Consider the following 22,964-nt stretch of genomic DNA (forward strand, 5'->3'; position numbering starts at 1 on the left):
CCCGGCCGCCCGCGGCCCGCCGCCCGCCGGGGCGCCGCCGTCACCACCGGGCGACGAGCGGCGTGCCGTGCTCCCGCCGCCGCCACGCCTCGCCGAGGCGCCCGAGGCGGGGGCGGGCGGCGATGCCGCACACGGTGCTGATCCCGCCCTCGGTGACGTCGAACGCCACGGTGCCGACGACCTGGTCGCCGACCGTGAACAGCAGGGCCGGGGCGCCGTTGACGCGCGCGTAGTGGATGGCGAGCGCGCCGCCGACCAGCCGCCGTTTCGCGGGGGTGGGCCGGAAACCGGCTCCCGCGACGGCGGCGATGCGGCCAGGGGTGTCGTACCGCCGCAGCGTGCCGGTTACACCGGCGCCGTCCGAGACGGCGGTCGCGTCGTCGGTGAGCAGCGCCACCAGCCGTTCCGTCCGGCCGGACGAGGCGGCGGCGAGGAACTCCTCGACGATCCTGCGGGCGGACGCCGGGTCGGCCTCGCCGCTCCCGGCACGGCGGCGGCGGTCGGCGGTGACGCGCCGCCTGGCCCGGTGGAGGTGCTGCGCGCTCGCGGACTCCGAGATGTCGAGGATGTCGGCGATCTCGGCGTGCGCGTAGGAGAACGCCTCGCGCAGGAGGTAGACGGCCCGCTCCAGGGGCGTCAGCCGTTCCATGAGGGTCAGGACGGCCAGCGAGACCGATTCGCGCTGCTCGAAGGTGTCGGCCGGGCCGAGCATCGGATCGCCGTCGAGGAGCGGTTCCGGCAGCCAGGTGCCGACGGCGCGCTCGCGGCGGGCCTGCGCGGAGCGGAGGCGGTCGAGGCACAGGTTGGTGACCACCTTGGTCAGCCATGCCTCCGGCACCTTGAGCCGCTCCCGGTCGGCGGACTGCCAGCGCAGGAACGCGTCCTGCACGGCGTCCTCCGCGTCGGCGGCCGAGCCGAGCATCCGGTACGCCAGCGAGGCCAGCCGGTCGCGGCTGGCCTCGAACCGGCCGGTGTCGAAGCGATCAGTGGCGCTGCTGTCCACGCGGACCACCCTAGGCGTGGCTCAGGCGACCGCGTTCGCGGCGGACGCGTCGGGCGCGGTGGCCAGGCGGCGCCTGCGCCTGGGGAGTCCGAAGGTCGGGTGCGAGACGCCCCACAGGGAGATCCGCAGGATGCCCGCCTTGACCCGCGCCGCCTTCAGGCCGCCCACGTACGACGGCTTCGCCCGCGCCGCGTCGTCCACCATCTGGAGGATGGCGTCCCGCCGCCCGAGGCTGATGTGGTTGCCCGGGTAGGACAGCTTGCCTTGCCCGGCCTCACGGCCGGTCAGCGCCGCCACGAGCGCGTTCGTGGCCGGTCGGCCGGTGGCCCCGGCCGAGGCGCAGGACATCGGCAGCGGCAGGCCGTTGTCGCCGAGGGCGTAGGCGCTGTCGCCCACGGCGAAGACGTCCGGGTGCGAGACGGAGCGCATGGTGCGATCGACGACGATCCGCCCGTCCTCCGTGACGTCGAGGCCCGCGTCGGCGGCGACGGGGCCGACCGCGAACCCGGCCGCCCACACGGTCGCGTCGGACGCGAGGGCGGTGCCGTCGGCGCACAGCGCCCGCGTCGCCTCGACGGCCTCGACGCGCGTGTGCTCAAGCACGGTGATCCCCAGCCGGTCGCAGGCCCGGCGCAGGTGGCCGCGCGCCCCGGGGGAGAGCCGGGCGCCCAGTTCGTCGTGGGCGATCAGCGTCACCGACAGGCCGGGCCGTGACTCGGCGATCTCGGTGGCGGTCTCGATGCCGGTCAGCCCGTCGCCGACGACCAGCACACGGCCGCGCTCGCCGCCCTCGCCGCCCTCGCCGCCCCCGCCCCGCGCGGCCAGGGCGTCCAGGCGCTCGCGCAGGCGCAGCGCCGAGGGGCGTCCCGCGACGTCGAGGGCGTGCTCGGCCACGCCGGGGACGCCGTGGTCGGCGCGGTGGCTGCCGAGTGCGTAGAAGAGCGTGTCGTAGCCCAACTCGCCGCCGCCGTCGGCTCCTTCGGCGACGGTGACGACGCGGCGCCCGGGATCGACGGCGGTGACGCGCGCGAGGCGCAGCCGTATCCCCGTGCCCGCGAAGAGGTCGGCGAGCCTCGGCGCCCCGATCTCCTGCCCGGCCGCGAGCTGGTGCAGCCGCAGCCGCTGGACGAAGTCGGGCACGGCGTTGACCACGGTGATCTCGCTGTCCGCCGGGGACAGCCGACGTGCCAGGTTCCCGGCGACGAAGGCCCCGGCGTAGCCCGCGCCGAGGACGACGATGCGGTGCTTCATGTGCAGCTCCTGTCGGTTCGCTTGCTCCCGATGTGTTGAGCGGGACGGCGCGCCGATTCCTGACACGGGCCGGTTGTGGTGTGGCTCACACCTCCGGGGGGCGGGGGCGGGCGGTCGCGTCCAGGCCGGTCAGGAGCAGGTCGAGGCCGGTGGTGAACTGGTCGCGGTCGTCGTGGTCGCGCAGGTCGGCGGTGGTGCGCGTCAGGAAAGGGTGGTCGGCGGGGTCGAGCCACGCCCACCGTTCGGCGGTCTGCGCGAGGAACGTGTCGCGGTCGGTGGTCGCGCCGACGGTGACCGCCGGGGCGATGATCTGCGCGCTGACGCCGGTGGTGTACGAGAAGAGCGCGCTGGCGGTGGCGAACTGGCGCCCGGCGGGCAGCCCGGTCCGTGCGACGAGGGTGCCGATGCGGTCGAACAGGCGCAGCGTGTGGGGCAGCGTGGCGGGCGCCGTGACGTGGGACGCGGCCCAGGGGTGCCGGTCGAGGGCGTCGTAGACGGCGACGGCGAGCGCGCGCAGCCCGGCGCGGCCGTCGGCGTCGTCGGGGTGCGGCGCCTCGGCCAGGGCGTCGCCGAGCACCCGGTCGGCGGCGAGGGCGACGAGTTCGTCCTTGCTCGACACGCGCCAGTACAGGGCGCCTGGCCCGGTGCGCAGGTCGGCGGCCAGCAGCCGGAGCGTGAACCCCCGCTCGCCGTGCGTGTCCAGCAGGGCGACGGCGGCGCCGACGATCAGCTCCTGGGACAGCGCGCCGTCGCGCCCCCCGTCCGGTGCTCTTCCTCGTGTGCGTGGCATGACCTCATTTTGCGTCATCGTGGAACCGTGTTCCACTGGACTGGAACGCCGGTCCAAAAAGTGTTCCGGCAGCCGCCCGCCCAGGAAACGAGGAGGCCCCCATGCACACCACCCCCACCCCGATCGCCGTCGTCGGCGCAGGTCTCGGCGGCCTCACGCTCGCCCGCGTCCTGCACGTCCACGGCATCCCCGCGACGGTCTACGAGGCCGACCCCTCGCCCGCGTCCCGCACCCAGGGAGGCCAGCTGGACATCCACGAGGACGACGGGCAGCGCGCCCTCGCGGACGCCGGCCTCACCGAGGCGTTCCGCGCGATCATCCACGAAGGCGCCGAGGCCCTGCGCGTGCTCGACCCGCACGGCGCGCTGCTCCACGACCGCCCCGACGACGGCACCGCGCGCCGCCCCGAGGTGCTGCGCGGCGACCTGCGCCACGTCCTGCTCGACTCCCTGCCCGACGGGACGGTCCGGTGGGGACACAAGGTGACGCGCGTCCTGCCCCTCGGCGACGGGCGGCACGAACTGACCTTCGCCGACGGCTCGACCGCGACCAGCGGCCTGCTCGTCGGCGCGGACGGCGCCTGGTCGAAGGTCCGCCCGCTGCTCGGCGACGCCAGGCCCACGTACACCGGCACGACGTTCGTCGAGACCTACCTCCACGACGCCGACGAGCGGCACGCCGCGACGGCGCGGGCGGTCGGCGACGGCGCGATGTACGCGCTGACCCCGGGGAAGGGCATCGTCGCGCACCGTGAGGCGGGCGGCGTCCTCCACACGTACGTCCAGCTGAGCCGCCCCGCCGAGTGGATCGCGGGCATCGACCTCGCCGACCCCGCCGCAGCGACCGCCCGCGTCGCGGCCGAGTTCGACGGGTGGGCGCCCGAACTCACCGCGCTGATCACCGCGAGCGACACCGCCCCCGTCGCCCGCATGATCCACACGCTGCCGGACGGACACCGCTGGGACCGCGTGCCCGGCGTGACGCTCCTCGGCGACGCCGCCCACCTCATGCCGCCGTCGGGCGACGGCGCGAACCTGGCGATGTTCGACGGCGCCGAACTCGCCAAGGCGATCGTCGCGCACCCGGGCGACGTCGAGGCGGCACTCACCGCCTACGAGGCCGCGCTGTTCCCCCGCAGCGAGGGCTTCTACGCGGACGCGCGCGAGATCATCGACCTCTGCCTCGGCGACCGCGCGCCGTTCGGGCTCATCGACCTCTTCACCGCCGGTTCCCCGCAGCGGTCCTGAGCCCGGTCACCGTCCGCGCCCCGAGGGCGAGATCCCGCCGCGTCCGCCGGAACCGGCCCTGGCGCACCGTTCCCGCGCGAGGGGACAATGGTCGGTCGTCGCCGGGGCGGGCGAGCCGCCCTTGGGCGACGCGTGGCACGTGTCGGGATGGCTTCTCGTCCCGGGGGTCGCCGTGTGGGGGAGCCCGGGGTGGGAGCAGGGAGGGGAATGATGAGGCGTTTGTTTTCCGTGGTGGCGGCCGTCGCGGCCGTCGTCGCTCTCGGGGGTACGGCGGGCGGGGCTGTGGCTGACGAGCCGCTGTTGCCGCACCCCGGGCCCGACGGTCTGGCCTGGGTGCCTGAGGGGACCGGGGACGGCGGGTTCGTCTCCGGCGGGGCGTCGAGCGCGCTGCCGACCGTCGTCACCGTGGCCTGCGAGGGCGGGGGGAGCGTGGCGGTCATCCTGGCGCAACTCGGCGCCGAGGTGACCGCCTTCGACGTCGAGTGCCCCGTCGGGTCGGCGGGGGTCGGGCGGCGGGAGTTGGCTCCTGGAGTGGTCACGTCCGGCAGTTTCGCGGTCGGCATCGACGCCTCTTCGGACGCGATCCGCTGGTCGGTGAGCGTGGCGCAGCCGGAGTAGGCCGCCCGCCCCAGCGCCGGGGCAGTGCCGGGAGGACGTGCCCGCCGAGAAATCCGCTCGACGGGCATGTCCTCCCGCGCACCGCGACGACTTCGACCGCCCGCCGCGGGAGTGGGCCCACGGAGCTGTCCGTCCGGCAGCCCCGCCACGCGGGGCCGTCGGGCAGGCCGCGAAGGAGCCCGAGTGGCGGTCGCGTACAGGCTCGGTCCTGGCACGACATCCCTATGACGCCTGGGGGGCGCCGTGATGCGCAAGCTCATGTCCCACGGCCGACGCGTCCTACCACCGGGCGCTGCGCACGCTGCTCGGCAGCGGCGACCAGGCGGCCGTGGGCATCGCCCTCGACCACTGGTCGAGCCCCCGGGGCGCCGTGCGGCGGGGCGGTGGCGGCGCGCGTGAACCGGAGCGGGCACGGGTCCTGGCCCGCGTCCGCGCGGTGCTGCGGGAGCCGCCCTCACCGGCCGCGCTCAGCCGCGGGTACGGGCCGGGGGCCAACCACCTCTCCGCGCTGGCGGCGCTGGGCGTCGTGGAGGCCGCCGCGGACGACTTCGTCCGCGAGCAGGCCCTCGTCGCGGCGGAGGCGGCGGCCGGGGAGGCGCGGGCGGCCGACCGGCGGCTCGTCGAGGCGCTCGGGAAGGTCGCCCGCGACGCGGACGTGCCGTTGCAGGACCGCGTCCTGGCGGTGGAGGTCCTGGGAAAGCTCCCCGGCGCCGACGCCGTGGACGCCGCCCTCGTCCGGGCGACGCGCTGCCCCGAGGTGGAGGTTCAGGCCGCGGCGGCGTCCGGGCTGACGAGGGAGGCGGCGGCCGTCGAGCGTCACCGCGCCCTGCTGGAGGAACTGAGCGCCGCCTGGCCCGTGACGGACGCCCCCTGGCAGGCCGCACGGGTACGCGACGCCCTCCGCGCCGCGCGGCCGTGACACAGGTCACACCCCGATTCGTCCAGGCGAGCCAAAGAACTCGCGCACCGATGTCGAGAAGCCGCGACCGGCTCCGTCCCCGTGGCGAGAGTGACCACAATGGGTCGCTCCAGCACCGAGGAGAAGCACGATGGCCAAGTACCTGCTGCTCAAGCACTACCGCGGCGCCCCGGCGGCGGTCAACGACGTCCCCATGGACAGGTGGACCCCCGAGGAGGTCACGGCCCACCTCCGGTACATGAACGACTTCGCGGCCCGCCTGGAGAAGACCGGCGAGTACGTGGACGGCCAGGCGCTCAGCCCGGAGGGCACGTTCGTCCGCTACGACGGCGAGGGCCGCCCGCCCGTCACCGACGGCCCGTTCGCCGAGACCAAGGACCTCATCGCCGGGTGGATGGTGATCGACGTGGACAGCCACGAGCGCGCCGTCGAGCTGGCCGGGGAGCTGTCCGCCGCCCCCGGCGCAGGCGGGAAGCCGATCCACGAGTGGCTGGAGCTGCGCCCGTTCCTGCACGCGGAACCCACCGTCACGGACTGCCCTCACCAGTGAACGAAGCGCTGCTCCGGAGCCTCACACCGGGCGTGCTCGGAATCCTCGTCCGCCGCGGAGCCGACTTCGCGGCGGCCGAGGACGCCGTCCAGGACGCCCTGGTGGAGGCGGTCCGCGTCTGGCCGGACGACCCGCCGCGCGACCCCAAGGGGTGGCTGATCACCGTCGCCTGGCGCCGCTTCCTCGACGCGACCCGGGCGGACGCCGCCCGCCGCCGCCGCGAGGACCTTGTCGAGGACGAACCGCCGCCAGGACCGGCCGCCACGGCGGACGACACGCTCCAGCTCTACTTCCTGTGCGCCCACCCGTCGCTCACGCCCTCGTCCGCCGTCGCGCTCACCCTGCGGGCCGTCGGCGGGCTCACCACCCGGCAGATCGCCCGCGCCTACCTGGTGCCTGAGGCGACCATGGCGCAGCGCATCAGCCGGGCCAAACGCACCGTGGCCGACGTGCGGTTCGACCGGCCGGGCGACGTCGCCACCGTGCTGCGCGTCCTCTACCTGGTCTTCAACGAGGGCTACTCGGGCGACCTCGACCTCGTCGCCGAGGCCATACGCCTCACCCGGCAGCTCGCGGCCACCATCGACCACCCGGAGGTGGCGGGGCTGCTCGCCCTCATGCTGCTCCACCACGCCAGGCGCGCCGCCAGGACGGCGCCCGACGGGAGCCTGATCCCGCTCGCCGAGCAGGACCGCGGCCGGTGGGACACGGCGATGATCGCCGAGGGCGTCGGCATCCTCCAGGCGGCGCTGGCCCGTGACCGGCTGGGCGAGTTCCAGGCCCAGGCCGCCGTCGCGGCGCTGCACGCGGACGCGCCCACGGCGGAGGAGACCGACTGGGTGCAGATCGTGGAGTGGTACGACGAGTTGACGCGGCTGACCGACAGCCCGGTCGTCCGGCTCAACCGTGCCGTCGCCGTGGGCGAGGCGGACGGGCCGCGCGCCGGGCTGGCCGCCCTCGCGGCGCTCGACGCGTCGCTGCCCAGGTACACGGCGGTGGCGGCGTACCTGCACGAGCGGGACGGCGACCTGGCGACGGCGGCCCGGCTCTACGCCGAGGCGGCGCGGAAGGCGTCCAACCTGGCCGAACGCGACCACCTGACGCGCCAGGCCGCCCGCCTCAACGTCCGCCTCGACGCCGGGCGGGACGTCCGGCGGAGCCCGTGACGGGCGAGGACAGGACGGGAGCCGGTCGCCCGGCTCGTCCTGGCGGACGGTCGGCGCGACCGGGTCAGCGGGCGCGTGGCGGGACCAGTCCGGCCTCGTACGCGGAGATGGCCGCCTCCACCCGGTTGCGCGCGCCCAGCTTCGCGAGCACCGCGCTGACGTGCGCCTTCACCGTGCCCTCCACCAGGTGCAGTCGGCTCGCGATCTCCGCGTTGGACAGCCCTGTCCCGACCCCGGCCAGCACCTCGCGCTCCCGTTCCGTGAGCCGCTCCAGCGAGCGGTGGGGATGCGCCGCCCGGTGCGCGCGCAGCCCGGCGATGACCCGGGCGGCGACCCGAGGCGACAGGTAGGCGCCGCCGGCCCCCACCGCCCGTACCCCGTCGAGGAGTTCCCTCGGGTCGTCCGCCTTCAGCAGGAAACCGTCGGCGCCCTCCTCCAAGGCCCGCGCGATGTGGTCGTCCTGGCCGAAGGTCGTCAGCATGACGACGCCGACCGGTGTCGGTTCACGGTGGAGCCGCGCCGCCGTGCTCAGCCCGTCCAGGCCGGGCATCTGGATGTCCAACAGGACCACGTCCGGGCGGTGTCGGCGGACGAGCGCGATGGCCTCGTGCCCCTCACCCGCCTCGGCGACCACCTCGACCTGCGGGTCCCTGGCGAGGATGGCCCGCACGCCCGCCCTGACCATCGCCTCGTCGTCGGCCACCAGGACCCTGACCGGTCGGCTGCTCGGTGTCGGCTCTTCCACACGGCGAGCGTAGGGCCGACGCACCACCGCGCGGACGGCGAGCCCCACAGATCCACCCCGGGGCGGAGCACACCCCCCGACGAAGGGCAGGACGCCGCTTCCGTTCGGCCAATGGGCGCCCGCGCCGCGGACTCCTAGCGTCGCCTGAGTACGGGGAACGCGGTGGCCGCTGCCGACTTCCCCGTGCCCCGTCCCTTGCTCCGCGACCGACGTGAAGGAACTCCGTGATCTCCCTGAGAGGACTCACCAAACGCTATGGCGACACCCTCGCCGTGGACGAGCTGACGCTCGACATCGAGGCGGGCCGCGTGACCGGCTTCCTCGGCCCCAACGGCGCCGGGAAGTCCACCACGATGCGCATGATCCTGGGCCTGGACCACCCCACCCGCGGCCGGGCCCTGATCGCCGGTCGGCCCTACGCGGACCTGCGACGGCCGCTGCGCGTGGTCGGCGCGATGCTGGACGCCCGCGCCGTCCACCCGGCCCGTTCCGGCCGCACGCACCTCGTCGCCCAGGCACGCGCGGGCGGCATCCCGGTGCGCCGCGTGGACGAGGTGCTGGAGACGGTGGGCCTGACCAAGGCGGCCCGCCGCCCGGCGGGCACCTACTCGCTCGGCATGAGCGGGCGGCTCGGGGTGGCGGGCGCCCTGCTCGGCGATCCGCCCGTGCTCGTCCTGGACGAGCCGGTCAACGGCCTCGACCCGGACGGCGTGCGGTGGATCCGCCGACTCGTGCGTGAGCGGGCGGCGGAGGGACGCACCGTGTTCCTCTCCAGCCACCTGATGAGCGAGATGCAGCTGACGGCCGATCACCTCGTCGTCGTCGGACGGGGACGGCTGCTGAGCGACACCCCGATGACGGAGTTCCTCGCCGCGGCCTCTCCCGCGTCGGCGCGCGCCGTCGTGCCCGACCCCGGGGAACGGGCGACGCTCGTCCGCCGCCTGATGACGGCCGACGGGGTGAGCGTCGAGACGTCCGCGTCCGGCGAACTCACCGTCGAGGGCCGCACCGCCGCCGAGATCGGCGACCTGGCCCACCACTGCCGGGTCCGGCTGCACCGGCTGAGCGACGTCCGGGTCTCCCTGGAGCAGGCGTACATGGAACTGACCGCGCGCAGCGTCGAGTACGGGGCGGGCGGCAGCGCGGCGACGGACGAAGGGGCGCGGCAGTGAGCACGACGACAACCCCAGGCCGGGGCGCACCCGGCGGCTTCGCCGGGGCGATCGCCTCCGAGTGGACCAAGCTGTGGTCCGTCCGGGCCCCCTACCTCTGCGTCTTGGCGGGCCTCGTGATCACCGGCGTCTTCACCTACTACTACGCCTCGATCGCCCGCATCAACGACGATCCGGTCCAGCCGGTCGGGAACGCGGCGGGCTCCTCCGCCGTCCTCGTCCAGTTCGCCTTCGTCATCCTGGCCACGGTCGCGGTGACCTCCGAGTACTCGACGGGCAGCGTGCGGGCCTCACTGCTGTGGGTGCCCAGGCGGCATCGGGTGCAGGCGGCGAAGGCGCTGGTGGCGGCCGGGGTCGCGTTCGTCGCCGGTGCCGCGTTCGCCGTCCTCGGCACGGCGGTTGCCTGGGCCGCGTTCGACGGACGGGCCACCTTCGAGTCCGGCCAGAGCCTCCGGCAGGTCCTCGCGATCGGTCTCTACCAGGCGTCGGTCGCCGTGCTGACGGTCGGGGTGGCGTTCGCCACGCGCCACCCGGCCGGTGCGCTCTCGATCCTCGTCACACTCCTGTGGGCACTGCCGAGCGTGCTCCTGGGGCTCGGAGGCCCCACGCTCACGGACGTCAACGACCATCTGCCGCACGGAGCCGGGGACCGCCTCATGAGCATCGGCGCCGACGCCCCGTCCACGCCGGTCACGGCGGTCACGGCGGTCCTGATCGTGGCGGCCTGGGCCGCGACCGCGCACTTGATCGGCCTGTACGTGCTGCGCCGCCGCGACGCCTGACCGCGCCCACCCCCGCGCCGGTTCCCCCCGGCCCGTCCCACAGAATCGACCCGGGCAGACGAGGACATCCAGCAGAAGGACGGCCGACGCTCCATGTCGCACACGCGCATACCCCGAGCCAGGTCCGCTTTCGGCGACATGGCCCTGTGGGGTGTGCTCGCCGCCGCCACCGGCTACGGATTCCAGGACGCGGGCACGGCCTCGCCGGTCATGGACCTGCTCCTCCCGCTGGCCGTCCTGGCGGTGGCCGTGCCGCTGTCCCGCCGCCGACCGGGGGCCGCCGTCGTACTGGTCAACGGGCTGTGCGCGCTCGGCCTGGCCGACTCCGCGACCCCCGGCAACGCCCACGTTCTGTCGCTGGCCGCCCTGAGTTGTCTGCTGGGCGCCCGGGTCGCCGTGGCACGGCGACCGCTCCTGGTGCTCGCCGGGTGCCTGGCCGTCGATCTCGCGCTGTGCGCGGTGCTGCGGACGCAGGCCGTGTGGTGGTTCTACGCGCTGACCGTGCTGCCCGCCGCCCTCCTGTTGCCCTGGCTGGCCGGGCGCCACTGGCGTGGCCGCCGCGAACTCGTCCGGGAGGGCTGGCGGTTGGCCCGGAGCCTTGAGGAGCGGCAACACCTGGTCGCCGAGCGCGCGCGGCTGACCGAACGCGCGGACATCGCGGCCGACATGCACGACTCCCTCGGCCACGCCCTCAGCCTCGTCGCCCTGCGTGCCGGGGCACTTGAACTCTCCCCCGACGTCACCGACCACGACCGCGCCGATCTCGCCGAGCTGCGCGGGACGATCGCGGACGCCGTGGAGCAACTGCGGGAGACCGTCGCCGTCCTGCACGGCCCGCCCGGAACGCAGACGGGTGCGGGCCTGCCCGTCAACGACACCGTCGAGGACCTTCTCGCGGGGGCGGTCGCCTCGGGGGTGCCGGTGCGCTGGGAGCGGCGCGGGGCGGTGCCCACGCTGTCCGCCCTGGTCGAACGGGGGGTGTACCGGGTGGTGCAGGAGGCGCTCACCAACGCCGTGAAGCACGCGCCGGGTGGCGCGATCCGGGTGCGGATCACGCACGCGGACGACCGTACCCACGTCAGCGTCGTGAACGCCGCCCCGCCCGGTGACGGATCGGCGCACGCGGTCGAAGGCCCCCCGGCGGTCGGCGTCGGCCGCCGGGGTCTGACGGGGCTCCAGGAGCGGGTGACGGTTCTCGGGGGCTCCTTGCGGACCGGCCCTCACCAGGGCGGCTTCCGCGTCGCCGCCGACCTCCCGCACCGGGCCGGGACCCGGGGGCGGCACACCGTCGTACCCGAGTCCGCCGAGCGGCTCGCCTCCGTACGGAGCGCCGCCCGCCGCCGCTCCGTCGCGGCCTTCGTGGCGCCTGTCGTCGCAGCCGTCTTCTTCGTGCCCGCCGCCGCGTACCTGGCCTGGCAGTTGACGACGAGCGTGCTGCCGCCCTCCCGGTTCGCCGAGCTGACCATCGGCCGGTCGTACGGCGAACTCGCGCCTCTGCTGCCTGCCCGCGCGTACCCCTATCCGCCCGACCACGCCCGTTCCGCGCCCCGGCCGCCCGGCGCGCGGTGCGAGTTCTACCGCTCCGGGCGCGACCTGTTCGGCGAGGTCGATCTCTACCGGCTCTGCTGGTCGGACGGCACGCTGGTGACGAAGGACACCGTGCCCGCGAGTCGGCCCTGATCGCCCGGGTGGGGGCGGCAGCTACAGGCGGCCAGTGGTGGCGGCGCCGAGGAAGGCGGCCCATGCGCAGGTGTCGCGGTGACCGCGACCTCGACGCATGCACCGCCTTGGTCGTTGCTGTGGCTGGAAGTGTGCCAGAGGAGTTGGGCGTCCGTGGTCACGGACGGATGGTTTCCCAGTGGCTGTGCTGTCCATGGCGGTCGATCGGAGGATGTCCGAATCGGCTGGTTCCCACGCTGTGGGGCCGGGCCGGGCCGGGCCGGGCCGGGTCAGGACGGGAGACGGTTGCCCGGCTCGTCCAGCCACGTGTCCTGCGCGCCGTCCGGGAGGACGGTCAACCCGAAGCGTTCGACGCCCGGTTGACCGGCTTCGTTCCACCAGGCGTACGCGTCCAGCAGTTCGTCCCACAGACGGCGCGCACCGGCCCGGCGCACGATGACCTGCTCGCCGCCGCGCCGGACGGCTGCGGTCCAGCTGTCGTCGGTGAGGCTGTAGAGCCACTGGGTGTGGCCGTCGTCGTGGTCCTGGACGGCGTGCGTGACGCCTGGGAGGAGCAGACCGGCGAGGAAGCGGAAGGGGTGCCACGGTTCGTGCGGTGGCCACGCGCCGCCCGAACTGTCCGAGAGCGGGAGGCCGTCCGGGTACCGGGGCAGTGAACGGCGCTGGGCGCGCAGCTTCATGAAGGCGACGAGTTCGAGGAACCGCCCGCTCGCGCTGCCGTCGCGCGCCACGGTGAGGCGCGTCAGCCCCTCCCACCGGCTGTAGGGGGTGCCCCACGGCATGACGATCAGCCCGCCGGGGCGGACCTGCCGCGTCCAGGCGGGCGGGACGCGGCTCAGCCCGGCCGTGGCGACAAGGCGGTCGAACGGGGCGCCGTCCGCCGCGCCTTCGGCGCCGTCACCGACGACGAGGCGCGGGCGGCGGCCCGCGCGGGCCAGGGCCTTGTCGGCGGTCGCGGCGACCTGGGGGTCGATCTCGATCGTGGTGACGTTCTCGTCCCCAGGCGGTGGGCCAGCAGGGCGGCGTTCCAGCCGGTTCCCGTGCCGATCTCCAGGACGCGCAGTCCGGGGGTCACCTCAAGGGCGTCCAGCATCGCGGCCACGACCGAGGGGCGGGAGGCCGAACTCGTCGCGTCCACGCCGGGTTCGGGACCGGCGTGCCGTCCGTCGTCCCACTGGGTGACGAGCGGCACGTCCGCCTCGGCCGCCCGCTCCCAGGCACGCGGGTCCCGCGCCCGGTCGGCCACCGAGAACGTGTCGGACGCCAGGTCGTGCGGCCAGACGAGATCCGGCAGGAACCGCGCGCGGGGCAACTCGGCGAACGCCTGCTCCCAGCCGGGGGGTAGGGGATAGGGCGCGGGCATTTATCTCGGGTCCTCGTCCTGCTCGGCATCCCGCCGCTTCCCGTCACCCCTAGGGGTACTGCCGTCACTGGTCGGCTCGGCATCCGGGCTCCACGGCTGCCCCGGCAGCCTGTCGTCTTCCGGCCCTTTACCGCTGTTGCCGTGCTTGCCAGCCATCTGACTGCCTCCCTCGTTGCTGCTCGGCACAACGTAGAGGTAGCGGGCAGGCGCATGGGAGAGCGCGCGCCAAGTGCTCCGCGCGCCCGGCCGTCAGCTCGGCATGGTCGTTCCGGTTGCACCGCCTCACAGGCCGGGGCATCGGTGAAGGCGAGCCACGCGCTGTGGCGTGTGGTGCGGAGGCTGGCGAACTGCCGGTGTTATGCGTCGTCCGCCGGGTTGGTGAAGTTGCCGGTGGTGGTGGCGTCGAGGAAGGCGGTCCATGCGGCGGGGGAGGCGTATGCAGTCGCGCGGGTTCGGTCCTTGCTGTCACGCACGGCGACTTCGGGGGTTCCGGTGACCGCGACTTCTACGCAACTGCCGCCATGGTCATTGCTGTGACTCGACACGTGCCAGTCGGGCTGTGCGTCTCTTGCCATCGGTCGTTCCTCCTTGGCGGCCTTCGGGAAGGTCAGGCGTCGGCCGGGGCCGTGACGTGGTGCGTGGTGAATAAGGGTCGTGCCCGAGGAAGAACTCGCCCGCCGCATCTTCGCCCCCGAGTGACCCGCCGTCGTCCCCCTGGCGCCTTCCCCGGCGGCCGAACGGCCAGGTCCGCGCGGCGTGTTCCCGGACGCAACCCGGCCCCTGGCGCGCCCGGCACCTCGCCGCTCCGGGGCACGCCCCCGCGACGCCGGGTACGAGATGTCCGACCGTGGAACGGCGCTCGTCGCGGTGTGGTGGCCCGGCGCGGGGAATAGCAGGCCGACGACCGGAGTTGGTGACGAAGCGTGGGTCGGCGGGCATCCCGGCGGCCCACGCAGCCGTCACGTCGCCGCCGACGGTACGGGCTCACCGTCCACGGCAAGATTGGCTGAACTGCGGTGCTCGAAAAGTAAGTTCGAGCAAATTCGGCGGGCCGGCTGCTAGATTCCCCGTTCGAACATACTGTCGAACGGAAAGGTGGCGACGTGGATCACTTGGAGGGCGCGGCCCGACCTGCGCCCAGCCGCAGGGGCCTGCTCACGGGCGGTGCCAAGCTGGCCGTGGGCGCGGCGGTGCTCGGCGGCGGAACGCTGCTCGCGGCGAGTCCGGCGTACGCGACCGTGGGCGACACGCCGATGTTCCGGCTGGCGGGGGACGGCGGCAACCCGATCTGGCGCCGGACGCTCCACCAGCCCTACTGGGCGATGCAGTCGTTCGCGTACGACAGCGTCAACGGCCACATCTACTTCGCCCAGCACAAGGTGGGCAGCAAGACCGGCGACCTGTGGCTGAGCAGGACCGACCTGTCGGGCAACGTGCTCAGCAGGATGGCGCTCCACGGCTTCGGCCACGGCTCGTCCATGGGCGTGGAGTCCACCGGCGTGGGCGTCACGCCGTACATCTGGATCGAGAGCCACTCGGTCAACGACGCCGGTACCCGCATCGCGCGCTTCCGCTGGTCGGACGGCGGGACGCTGGAGACCGCGTCCCTCTCGATCGCGAACCGGACGCCCCAGGTCTCCACCTTCGCCCACAGCCCGAGGCCCGCGATCGACCCGCACTACGGCCGTGTGCTCTACCGCTACCACTCCGGGAGCGGCGCCCGCCCCTGGCGCATCGCCCTGTTCACCCTCGCCGACGCCGCCGCCGGGCGGCTGACCGACGGCTACCGCCTGATCGAGCGGGCCATCCCGACCAACCAGGAACTGGGCCTGGCCGACACCGACCTGTTCCAGGGCATCACCTCCTGCGGGCGCTACGCGTACCTCCTCTTCGGTGGCGCGAACCGCCCGTCCTACCTCGTCACCCTCGACATGAACGACGGCGCGGCGAACTACGTCGAGCGATACCGCACGAACGCGGGCGAGTCCCTGCCCGGCCGTGAGGCCCAGGGCATCGCCATCTGGCGGGCGGGCGGGGCGCCGAGGCTCGCGTACGGCTACTCCTCGAAGGTCACCTCGACCGACCCCGACTCCTTCGAGACCAGCGTGTTCTACAAGGAGGAGTTCAACGCCTGACCTGCGGCGCGCGCACGCCCGGCATCCCTCGGGACGCCGGGCGTGCGCGCCGTCTCACTCGTCCCGGGGGCTCGTCGCGCGCTCGGCCGCCGCCCCGTCCTCGCCGCGCTCCAGGTGGATGACGACCTGCCCTGACGCGAGATCGATCTCCCGGGCGGGGGGAGCGCCGGACTCCGCGTCGTCACGCAGCACCAGCTGCCGTTGCTGCTCCTCGACCATGTGGTGCCGCGCGGGCGAGAAGAGTTGGTGCAGCTCGCCCAGCATTCCCCCACCGGCCCCGCCGCCGACCGAGTTGCGGCGCCAGTAGATCCAGTCGCGCCGTTCCGCCCACAGCAGCACCTGATCGGCGAGGACCAGCGCCGCCACCGCCGCGAGAATCCAGAGGAAGAGACTCACCCGCACCGCCCGTCGCCTCGCGTGTCGCCGTGCGAACAGCCTAGCGAGGCGGGGCGAAGGGTTGGCCGGAACTGATCCTTCGCGTACGGGAATTGACCGGCCGGTGGTCCGCTAGCCGACGAGGGCGGGGCGCGGCGACTGTCCGTCCAGGGGTGACGGGGGGCGGAGCCAGCCGTCCGCCTCGGCGGCGTGGATGCCCGCGCGGAAGGCGTCGGCCATCTTGCGGTAGCCGGAGTCGTTGGGATGCAGGCTGTCGGCCAGGTCCGCGCCGGTCAGGGCACTCATGTCCACGTGGCGGACGTGGTGGCCCGCCGCCTGCTTCGCCGCGACGATGCCGGGGATCTGCCGGTTGAACGCGGCCCGGTGCGTCTCCAGGGTGGGGCTGGTGGAGACGACGAGCGAGGCGACGAGGACGGTCGCGTCGGGGGCCGCCGTCACGATCTGGTCGATCAACGCGCTGAGCCGGGCGGGGGCGTTCGGCACGTCGTCGTTCCTGTTGAGGTCGTTGGTGCCGATCTTCAGGGTGACGACGTTCGGGCGGTGGGTGGCGAGGGACGCGTCGGCGAGGGACGCGATCTGGCTGATGCGCCAGCCGGAATGGCCCTCGTGGTCGGCGTCCGGCATGCTGCCTGAGCGGACGCCGCCGACGAAGTCGGGCGCGTGGCCGTCCGCCGCCAGGGCGTTCCACAGGGGCGCGCGGTAGCCGTCGCCCGTGCTGCTGCCGGAGCCGTACGTGATCGAGTCGCCGAGCGGCATCAACCGCAGGGGCGTGGGCGCGACATGGGCGCGCGCCTCGGCGGCGGACGCCGGGGCGGCGACGCCCCAGGCCAGGCCGAGCGCCGCCGTCAGGAGGGCGACGACGACCTTCAGTGACTTTCTCAGCACCGATGCTCACCGATCGTGATCGAGCCGGGCCGTGACGGAGCGCGGCGCCGGGCGGGCGGGGTCCCCGGGAACGGGGGTGTGTGCGGAACTCGGGCCAGCCGCCGCCGGGTTGGCGGACGCGAAGTGACGCGGGCCTCGTTCTCCGCACGGTAGCTAGCCGCCGCGGGCCTCGTTCAATCCCGCGCACCCTCACCGAACACCAGTGCCGCCCCGGTGCCGCGCGGCCCTGGCCGGGTCAACCGCCCCCCGTGGGACCGTTCCCGGGCACGACTCCGCCCCCGGGCGCCGAGGGCACCCGGGGGCGGTTGGCCGGTGGTCCGGTGGTCAGGGTCGGCCCGACGCGTCGGACCGGCAGGTCACGCGGCGAGGTCGCCCGCGCGGAAGTCCGACACGTCCAGGATGTGGGCGGCCGGGGGCTCCTCGAACTCGACCGGCTCGTTGAAGGCGCTCAGCTCGACCTCGGTCGTGACGCCCTCGCTCTCCCCGGCGATCAGCAGCGGGTACGGCTCACCCTCGGTGGCGACCAGCATCGTCATCGCCCCTTCGGGGCCGTTGCCCTCCAGCGTGACGGCCGGGACGCCGTTGTGCTCGGTGGCTTCCCCGAGCGTCAGCTCCTCGGGCTCGTCCGAGTCCTCCGAGACCCCGGACAGGAAGTCCTCCAGCGCGCAGACGCCGACCATGTCGGCCAGCTCAGGATCGGTGGTGTCGCCGTACAGCCACCGGCCGTCCAGGATCTCGATCGCCGCCGGGTCCGTGGTGCCGAGGCCGGTGCGCCAGAACTCGGCGTCCGGCTTCATCCAGACCTCTTCGCCGCGCATCAGGATCTCCACCGAGCCCGTGCCCGGGACCCCGACCGAGCCCTCGCAGGACCCGGCCAGGTCGAGGTGCAGGTCGAGGGTGGTGCCTCCGATCCCGGCCTCGCCGACGGTCGCCATCCGCATGGACTCGACCGACAGGAGCGCCTCCTGGGCGCGGTCCGAGACCTCCTGGGCCGACAGCCCCTCAAGCGACCCCGCGCCGCCGTTCGCCCCGCCGCCCGCTTCCGGGCCGTCGTCGCCGTCCCCGCCGCAGGCCGCGGTCAGCACGGCGAGCCCCGCCACGGCGATCGCCGCACACACCCGGCGCGTCTTCGATGACATGGTGTTACCCCCTTGACGTACGTGCCTGGCGCCCCCGCGACACCAGCCCTTTGATCGTACAAGCGTTGGACGGGCCTTCCGTACGCCAGGGCCCGGCGGCGCCCCGGGGGACGCCGCTCCCGGCGTGTGCGCAGCGTGAGTTGCCGTACCGGAAACTCCTGTCTTGCCACTCCGGAAAGCCATGGCTATTCTTTCCGTCATGGAAACAGAAGAAGCGCGCCCCACACCCGAGGAGGCGCTCGCCGCGCTCGCCGAGGCCGAGCAGGTCAAGGCCGCCACCGCCGCACTGTCCGCCACGCCGTGGCCGACCTGGTTCGCCGTCACGCTGGCGCTCTACCTCGCCAGTTTCCCCTTCACCTCGGGCGCGGCCCTGGCCGACTCCGACTGGCTCGTGCCGCACCCCGCCTGGAGGGCCCTGATGGCGGCGACCACCGTCGTCTTCCTGGCGCTCTTCGCCGTCGCGGCCAGGCGATGGCGGGAGGACACCGGTGTGGCCCTGCGCTACGACGTCCTGCCGAAGCGGCTGCTGCTCCCGCTCCTCGTCGTCCTGCCCGCCGTGCTCGTGGGGGCACCGGTGGCCTTCCGGGCCACCGGGTGGCCCGGCTGGCTCGTCGCGGCCTCGCTGATCGCCGCCGCCACCTCGCTCGCCTTCCACCGCGTCTTCGTCCGGCTGCACCGCCCGCACCGGCAGGCCGCGTGAGCGCCCCGGGCGAGGACGTGACGGCGGGCTTCGACGCCACCGTCCACGCCCCGAACCGGCTGCGGATCTGCGCCCTGCTGGACGCGGCGGACGAGGCGGAGTTCAGCCTTGTGCAGAAGCAACTGGCCGTCTCCGCCTCCGTCCTGAGCAAGCACGTCACCGTGCTGATGGACGCCGGGTACGTCGAGCAGCGCAAGGCCGTGCGCGACACGCGCCAGCGCGTGTGGCTGCGTCTGACCGACCGGGGCAGACGTGCCTACCAGGGGCACATCGCCGCGTTGCGGGCCATCGTCGGACCACCGGCGGTGACCGAGGCGCGGGCGGTCAGTCCTCCCGGCGCATGAGCAGGTGGCCCCGGCGGAACCGCTCGTCCTCGCCCGGCTCGCGCAGCATCCGGCCGACCTCCACGAACCCGGCGTCCCGCGCCGTCCCGGCGAGCGCGTCGATCGGCCACCGGTAGGCGGTCGTCACCTTGTGGTCGAACGCCTCGACGGGGCCGCCCTCCGACTCGAAGAACCCCAGCAGGAGATGGCCGCCCGGCGCGAGGACGCGGCGGAACTCGGCCACGTACGCCGGTACGTCGCCCGGTGGGGCGTGGATGATCGAGTACCAGGCGAGCACGCCCTCCAGCGTGTCGTCGGCCACGTCCAGCGCGTCCATGGAGCCGACCTCGAACCGCAGCTCCGGGTACGCCGCACGGGCCAGGTCGATCATCACCGGCGACAGGTCGATGCCGAACGCGTCGAGGCCGAGATCCCGCAGGTGCGCGGTCATCTGGCCGGGGCCGCAGCCCAGTTCGGCCACGGGCCCCGGGCCGCCCGCGCGCACCAGCTCGGCGAACGCGGCGATCACCGAGCGGTCCAGCGGCAGGGCGTCCAGCGCGTTGCGGACGAAGTCGGCGTAGACGGGGGCGAGCGCGTCGTAGGCGTCCGCCGTCACGGCGAGGTGCGAGGGGGATCCGGTCACGGGGGAGGATCCTATGGTGCGCCTCCCGGGGTGGACGAGGGCGGTGGTCAGCCCGGTTCGTGCCGGGCGAGGGCCCGGCTGAGCAGGCCGGTCAGCGTCCGCCTCTCGTCGGCCGACAGCCCCTGGAGCAGGTCGTCCTGCACGCGGTCCAGCAGCTCGTCCATGCGCCGCAGCTGCTTCAGGCCCTCGCCGGTGAGCGTGACCCTGTTGCGGCGCCCGTGCTCCGGGTCCGGCGTCCGGTCCACGAGACCCCGCTCGACCAGCTCGCCAAGGGCCGTCACGACGTCGCTGCGGTCCACGCGGCACCGGCGGCCGAGCTGGGCCTGGCTCGCGGGCCCGAACTCGTGCAACGCCGCGAGGATGCGGTAGTGGTAGCCGCGCGCCCCGGCGGCGGCGAAGCCGTCGAACGCCATCCGGCGGGCGTGCACGGCCAGTTGGCTGATCAGCCAACTCGGCTTCGCCGTGAGGCGTTCGGGAGTCCCGTCCATGGCGGCCATCCTACCGAGGTGTTGGCGCGACCCACACTCCGCTCGTAGTGTGGGTGCCACCATCATGCGCACCACCGTCGAAGGAGCCGTCATGCCCACCGCCGACCTGATCGCCGACCGAGCCGAGATCACCGACCTGTTCGCCCGCCTGGCCAGCCTGCTGGACGAGCGTCGCCCCGAGGACGCCGGCACCGTCTTCCACGACGACATCGAGACACACTCGCCGCACGGTGAGCTGCACGGCCTCGCCGAGGTGATCGCCCATCTGAGGGAGAGCGGGGCCGACGGCGTGCTCACCCAGCACGTGCACGCGGATGTGCTGGTGAACCTCGACGGCGACCGCGCGACGGCCATCGCGAACCAGATCGCCTACTTCTTCCGGGACGGCGAGGCGCCGCACCGCACCAGCGGGCTCCGCGCGGCCTACACCGTCGTGCGGACCCCGGCGGGTTGGCGGTTCAGGGAGATGCGCCTCACGCTCGCCTGGACGCAGGAGAACTGACGCCGGGCCCGCCGCCCGCGGCGACCGCGCGCTCCGTCCGGTCGATGTACGCGTGCAGCGCCGAGCGCGAACGGCTGAGCGTGTCGATGCGCTCGTCGAGACCGTCGGCCCGCTCCCGCAGCGCGGTCAACAGCTCCGGGCAGGGCTTGAGTTCGGGTGCGGTGCCGGTGGCGCAGGGCAACAGGTAGGCGATGTCCTGGGTGGACAGCCCGGCGTCGAGGAGCTTCCTGATCTGCGTCACCGTCGTCACGGCGTCGTCGCCGTACTCGCGGTAGCCGCTCGCCCCGCGCGCGGGCTCCAGCAGGCCCTGCGCCTCGTAGTAGCGCAGCCGGTGCGCCGGGACCCCGGTCCGCCGGGTCAACTCGCCTATCAGCACGTCCGTCTCCCCTTGACCTTCATACCGGTGTGAAGGCTGACGATTCTGCCAGCACCACCACCTGCCGAAAGGGATGAGGACGATGGGGACGATGGGGAACGACGAGGGCGGACGCACCGCCGTGACGGTCGTCGGCCTGGGGTTGATGGGGCGGGCGCTGGCCGCCGCCCTCCTGCGCGCCGGACACCGCACGACCGTCTGGAACCGCACGGCCTCCAAGGCCGACGAACTCCTCGCCGAGGGCGCGCTGTTCGCCCCCTCGGTGCACGACGCGGTGACGGCCGCCCCGCTCGTCGTCTTCTGCGTCAGCGACCACGACGCCCTGCACGACCTGCTCGCCCCGCTGGACGGCGCGGCCCTCGACGGCCACACCCTCGTCAACCTCACCTCGGGCACCCCGGCCCAGGCCCGAGAGACCGCCGCCTGGGCCGCCGCGCGCGGGGCCGCGTACCTCGACGGCGGCATCATGGCCACGCCGCAGGAGGTCGGCACGCCCGCCGCGCACGTCGTCGTCTGCGGCCCGCGTCAGGCGCTGGAGCCGCACCGGCCCGTCCTGTCGGCCCTCGCGGGCGGGACGACCCATCTCGGCGAGGACCACGGCCTCGTCGCGCTGCACGAGATGGCGGTGATGGCGCTGATGTGGAGCACGCTGAACGGCTTCCTCCAGGGCGCGGCCCTCCTCGGCGCGGCGGGGGTGGACGCGGGCGCCTTCGTCCCGTACGCGCGCCAGGGCGCCGAGGCCGTCACCGGCTGGCTCGCCGACCACGCGCGGCAGATCGACGCGGGCGGGTATCCCGTGCTCGACGCGACGCTCGGCACCCACCTCACGTCGATGCGGAACCTGGTCCTGGAGAGCGAGGCCCTGGGCGTGAGCACCGAACTGCCGCGCCTCGTCGCGGGCTTCGCCGACCGGGCCGTGGCCGGGGGGCACGGGGGCGACAGCTACGCGGCGCTGATCGAGGAGTTCAGGAATCCGGCGCCGGGCCGACCTGGCGCGCCCCGTTCGGAGCAGCCCGAGGAATAACCGGCCCCTCGCGAGGAATTGGGTCCGACATGACCTCGACCACGACACCGTTCGACCCCCGCGCCCTGCTCGCGGACAGCCGCCTCGGCGTCCTCGCGACGATCAAGGCGGACGGCCGCCCGCAATTGTCGCCCGTCCAGCCCTGGTACGACCGGGAGGCCGACACCCTCTACGTCTCCATGACCGAGGGGCGCGCCAAGACGGCGAATCTGCGCCGCGATCCGCGCGCCACCCTGGAGGTCACCCGGCCGGACGGCCGGGCCTGGGCCACCGTCGAGGGCACGGCCCGGCTCGTCGGCCCCGGCACCGACCCGCACGGCCCCGAGGTGGAGGCGCTGGTGGACTACTACCGGCGCGCCGCCGGGGAACACCCGGACTGGGACGAGTACCGGTCGGTGATGGTGTCCGACCGGCGCGTCCTGATGGTGATGCCGGTCGCGCACGCCTACGGCGCGGACATCGGCTGACGCGGGCGCGGCGGCGGGAAGGGCGGGCGGCGGCGTCGGGTGGCGACGTCAGGCGACGAGCTGACGCATCAGGCCGGTCGCCTCCCGACCGGCCGCCGCGTACGGCTGCCCGCGCAGTTCCGCCAGCCGCGCCACCGCCTCGCCGACCCACTCCGGATCGCCGAGCAGCCGGGCGGCCCCCGCCTTGACCGCGACGGGGAACAGATGGCCCGCGAGGTAGATGTCCTTGTGGTCGTAAGGCCGCCTGTGGTGGGCGTAGTTCTCCGACCAGTACGCGTACGGGTCGCGCAGGACGCCCGCCATGGAACAGGCGGTCGGCCCGCCGACCGTGCCGTAGCCCGCGCCGTTCAGCATGCCCATGGGCCGGGTCGCCATCCAGCCCTGCCGGGTCGCGCGCAGGTGCAGCACGAGGAAACGGGACCACGGGATGACGGCGGGCGCGGCTCTTGTCGCCCCGCCTGGGCGCCGCTCCAGGCCGTCCGGGGTGAGGACGAAGCACGAGCCGCCCGTCCGTTCCGGATCCCCGACCGTCCACCGGTCGCCGACCAGTTCCAGAGGCCCCAGGCGCGTGGTCATGAACCGCCCTCGCTCGTACGTTCG

Annotated in this window: 29 protein-coding genes; 14 read left to right on the forward strand and 15 right to left on the reverse strand. The window is 74.2% G+C overall.

Annotated elements, in window-relative coordinates; genetic code table 11:
• Positions 1-40 precede the first annotated feature (40 nt).
• From IF27_RS20170 to IF27_RS20180, 3 genes are all read right to left on the reverse strand, one after another.
• Complete coding sequence (locus tag IF27_RS20170) at positions 41-1,003, reverse strand: sigma-70 family RNA polymerase sigma factor (protein ID WP_190233045.1); 963 nt, start codon at positions 1,001-1,003, stop codon at positions 41-43.
• Between the two features lie 21 nt (positions 1,004-1,024).
• Entirely contained in the window at positions 1,025-2,254 is a 1,230-nt protein-coding gene (locus tag IF27_RS20175; protein WP_052851066.1) for an NAD(P)/FAD-dependent oxidoreductase, read from the reverse strand.
• An 85-nt stretch (positions 2,255-2,339) separates the two neighbouring features.
• Positions 2,340-3,044: a TetR/AcrR family transcriptional regulator gene (locus tag IF27_RS20180; protein WP_052851067.1), complete on the reverse strand. Its 705-nt coding sequence runs from the start codon at positions 3,042-3,044 to the stop codon at positions 2,340-2,342.
• A 101-nt stretch (positions 3,045-3,145) separates the two neighbouring features.
• On the opposite strand from IF27_RS20180, the gene IF27_RS20185 reads away from it, so the two are divergent.
• From IF27_RS20185 to IF27_RS20205, 5 genes are all read left to right on the forward strand, one after another.
• Positions 3,146-4,291 carry an FAD-dependent oxidoreductase gene (locus IF27_RS20185; protein WP_052851068.1) on the forward strand — a complete coding sequence of 382 codons (1,146 nt, stop codon included), beginning with the start codon at positions 3,146-3,148 and terminating at the stop codon, positions 4,289-4,291.
• A 210-nt stretch (positions 4,292-4,501) separates the two neighbouring features.
• Positions 4,502-4,909, forward strand: a complete 408-nt coding sequence (locus IF27_RS20190) for a hypothetical protein (RefSeq protein WP_223291124.1) — start codon at positions 4,502-4,504, stop codon at positions 4,907-4,909.
• Positions 4,910-5,237: 328 nt separating this feature from the next.
• Complete coding sequence (locus IF27_RS20195) at positions 5,238-5,828, forward strand: hypothetical protein (protein WP_052851069.1); 591 nt, start codon at positions 5,238-5,240, stop codon at positions 5,826-5,828.
• Positions 5,829-5,958: 130 nt separating this feature from the next.
• Positions 5,959-6,378: a YciI family protein gene (locus IF27_RS20200; RefSeq protein ID WP_052851070.1), complete on the forward strand. Its 420-nt coding sequence runs from the start codon at positions 5,959-5,961 to the stop codon at positions 6,376-6,378.
• A complete protein-coding gene (locus IF27_RS20205) occupies positions 6,375-7,544 on the forward strand; it encodes an RNA polymerase sigma factor (protein ID WP_052851071.1) in 1,170 nt (389 codons plus the stop codon). The genes IF27_RS20200 and IF27_RS20205 overlap by 4 nt, the downstream gene beginning before the upstream one ends.
• A 64-nt stretch (positions 7,545-7,608) precedes the next feature.
• Here IF27_RS20205 and IF27_RS20210 read toward each other — a convergent pair whose 3' ends face one another.
• A complete protein-coding gene (locus IF27_RS20210) occupies positions 7,609-8,289 on the reverse strand; it encodes a response regulator (RefSeq protein ID WP_052851072.1) in 681 nt (226 codons plus the stop codon).
• Positions 8,290-8,513: 224 nt separating this feature from the next.
• Between IF27_RS20210 and IF27_RS20215 the strand changes: the two genes are divergently transcribed.
• The 3 genes from IF27_RS20215 (at position 8,514) to IF27_RS20225 (ending at position 11,923) form a co-directional block, all read left to right on the forward strand.
• Complete coding sequence (locus tag IF27_RS20215) at positions 8,514-9,461, forward strand: ATP-binding cassette domain-containing protein (RefSeq protein WP_052851073.1); 948 nt, start codon at positions 8,514-8,516, stop codon at positions 9,459-9,461.
• Positions 9,458-10,243, forward strand: coding sequence for an ABC transporter permease (locus IF27_RS20220; protein ID WP_052851074.1), 786 nt, complete (start codon positions 9,458-9,460; stop codon positions 10,241-10,243). The genes IF27_RS20215 and IF27_RS20220 overlap by 4 nt, the downstream gene beginning before the upstream one ends.
• A 93-nt stretch (positions 10,244-10,336) precedes the next feature.
• Entirely contained in the window at positions 10,337-11,923 is a 1,587-nt protein-coding gene (locus tag IF27_RS20225; RefSeq protein WP_052851075.1) for a sensor histidine kinase, read from the forward strand.
• Here IF27_RS20225 and IF27_RS32070 read toward each other — a convergent pair.
• From IF27_RS32070 to IF27_RS30435, 4 genes are all read right to left on the reverse strand, one after another.
• Positions 11,857-12,084 carry a DUF397 domain-containing protein gene (locus IF27_RS32070; protein WP_190233046.1) on the reverse strand — a complete coding sequence of 76 codons (228 nt, stop codon included), beginning with the start codon at positions 12,082-12,084 and terminating at the stop codon, positions 11,857-11,859. The genes IF27_RS20225 and IF27_RS32070 overlap by 67 nt on opposite strands.
• A gap of 108 nt (positions 12,085-12,192) precedes the next feature.
• The gene (locus IF27_RS31845) at positions 12,193-12,861 is read right to left on the reverse strand and encodes a protein-L-isoaspartate O-methyltransferase family protein (protein ID WP_263053850.1); all 669 of its coding nucleotides are present in this window, start codon (positions 12,859-12,861) and stop codon (positions 12,193-12,195) included.
• Entirely contained in the window at positions 12,759-13,286 is a 528-nt protein-coding gene (locus IF27_RS31850; protein WP_263053848.1) for a methyltransferase domain-containing protein, read from the reverse strand. The genes IF27_RS31845 and IF27_RS31850 overlap by 103 nt, the downstream gene beginning before the upstream one ends.
• Before the next feature lie 356 nt (positions 13,287-13,642).
• Positions 13,643-13,861: a DUF397 domain-containing protein gene (locus IF27_RS30435; RefSeq protein ID WP_110946068.1), complete on the reverse strand. Its 219-nt coding sequence runs from the start codon at positions 13,859-13,861 to the stop codon at positions 13,643-13,645.
• 528 nt (positions 13,862-14,389) lie between these two features.
• On the opposite strand from IF27_RS30435, the gene IF27_RS20235 reads away from it, so the two are divergent.
• Positions 14,390-15,421, forward strand: coding sequence for a phage baseplate protein (locus IF27_RS20235; protein ID WP_223291125.1), 1,032 nt, complete (start codon positions 14,390-14,392; stop codon positions 15,419-15,421).
• Between the two features lie 54 nt (positions 15,422-15,475).
• Here IF27_RS20235 and IF27_RS20240 read toward each other — a convergent pair whose 3' ends face one another.
• The 3 genes from IF27_RS20240 to IF27_RS20250 form a co-directional block, all read right to left on the reverse strand.
• Entirely contained in the window at positions 15,476-15,817 is a 342-nt protein-coding gene (locus IF27_RS20240; protein ID WP_190233047.1) for a DUF6191 domain-containing protein, read from the reverse strand.
• A gap of 111 nt (positions 15,818-15,928) precedes the next feature.
• Positions 15,929-16,702, reverse strand: coding sequence for a GDSL-type esterase/lipase family protein (locus IF27_RS20245; RefSeq protein ID WP_052851077.1), 774 nt, complete (start codon positions 16,700-16,702; stop codon positions 15,929-15,931).
• Positions 16,703-17,058: 356 nt separating this feature from the next.
• Positions 17,059-17,841, reverse strand: a complete 783-nt coding sequence (locus tag IF27_RS20250; RefSeq protein ID WP_190233048.1) for a hypothetical protein — start codon at positions 17,839-17,841, stop codon at positions 17,059-17,061.
• A gap of 199 nt (positions 17,842-18,040) precedes the next feature.
• Here IF27_RS20250 and IF27_RS20255 point away from each other — a divergent pair, with 199 nt between their 5' ends.
• Complete coding sequence (locus tag IF27_RS20255; RefSeq protein ID WP_052851079.1) at positions 18,041-18,541, forward strand: hypothetical protein; 501 nt, start codon at positions 18,041-18,043, stop codon at positions 18,539-18,541.
• Entirely contained in the window at positions 18,538-18,885 is a 348-nt protein-coding gene (locus tag IF27_RS20260; RefSeq protein WP_052851080.1) for a transcriptional regulator, read from the forward strand. The genes IF27_RS20255 and IF27_RS20260 overlap by 4 nt, the downstream gene beginning before the upstream one ends.
• Here the strand turns inward: IF27_RS20260 and IF27_RS20265 are convergent.
• Together IF27_RS20265 and IF27_RS20270 are read right to left on the reverse strand one after the other, a co-directional pair.
• A complete protein-coding gene (locus IF27_RS20265) occupies positions 18,866-19,507 on the reverse strand; it encodes a class I SAM-dependent DNA methyltransferase (RefSeq protein ID WP_052851081.1) in 642 nt (213 codons plus the stop codon). The genes IF27_RS20260 and IF27_RS20265 overlap by 20 nt on opposite strands.
• Before the next feature lie 47 nt (positions 19,508-19,554).
• Positions 19,555-19,995: a MarR family winged helix-turn-helix transcriptional regulator gene (locus IF27_RS20270; protein WP_052851120.1), complete on the reverse strand. Its 441-nt coding sequence runs from the start codon at positions 19,993-19,995 to the stop codon at positions 19,555-19,557.
• A gap of 49 nt (positions 19,996-20,044) precedes the next feature.
• Between IF27_RS20270 and IF27_RS20275 the strand changes: the two genes are divergently transcribed.
• Positions 20,045-20,497, forward strand: a complete 453-nt coding sequence (locus IF27_RS20275) for a nuclear transport factor 2 family protein (protein WP_223291126.1) — start codon at positions 20,045-20,047, stop codon at positions 20,495-20,497.
• Here IF27_RS20275 and IF27_RS20280 read toward each other — a convergent pair.
• Positions 20,469-20,873 (reverse strand): MerR family transcriptional regulator, encoded by a 405-nt coding sequence (locus IF27_RS20280; RefSeq protein WP_052851083.1) that lies wholly within the window; start codon positions 20,871-20,873, stop codon positions 20,469-20,471. The genes IF27_RS20275 and IF27_RS20280 overlap by 29 nt on opposite strands.
• Before the next feature lie 91 nt (positions 20,874-20,964).
• Here IF27_RS20280 and IF27_RS20285 point away from each other — a divergent pair, with 91 nt between their 5' ends.
• Together IF27_RS20285 and IF27_RS20290 are read left to right on the forward strand one after the other, a co-directional pair.
• On the forward strand, positions 20,965-21,897 hold the full coding sequence (locus IF27_RS20285; protein WP_110946069.1) for an NAD(P)-dependent oxidoreductase: 933 nt from the start codon (positions 20,965-20,967) through the stop codon (positions 21,895-21,897).
• A gap of 29 nt (positions 21,898-21,926) precedes the next feature.
• Positions 21,927-22,364, forward strand: a complete 438-nt coding sequence (locus IF27_RS20290; protein WP_052851085.1) for a PPOX class F420-dependent oxidoreductase — start codon at positions 21,927-21,929, stop codon at positions 22,362-22,364.
• Positions 22,365-22,412: 48 nt separating this feature from the next.
• On the opposite strand, the gene IF27_RS20295 is transcribed toward IF27_RS20290, so the two are convergent.
• Entirely contained in the window at positions 22,413-22,940 is a 528-nt protein-coding gene (locus IF27_RS20295) for a hypothetical protein (RefSeq protein ID WP_052851086.1), read from the reverse strand.
• Between the last annotated feature and the right edge of the window lie 24 nt (positions 22,941-22,964).

It is taken from the genome of Streptomyces avicenniae, assembly GCF_000719135.1.
GTDB classification, from domain to species: Bacteria; Actinomycetota; Actinomycetes; order Streptomycetales; family Streptomycetaceae; genus Streptomyces; species Streptomyces avicenniae.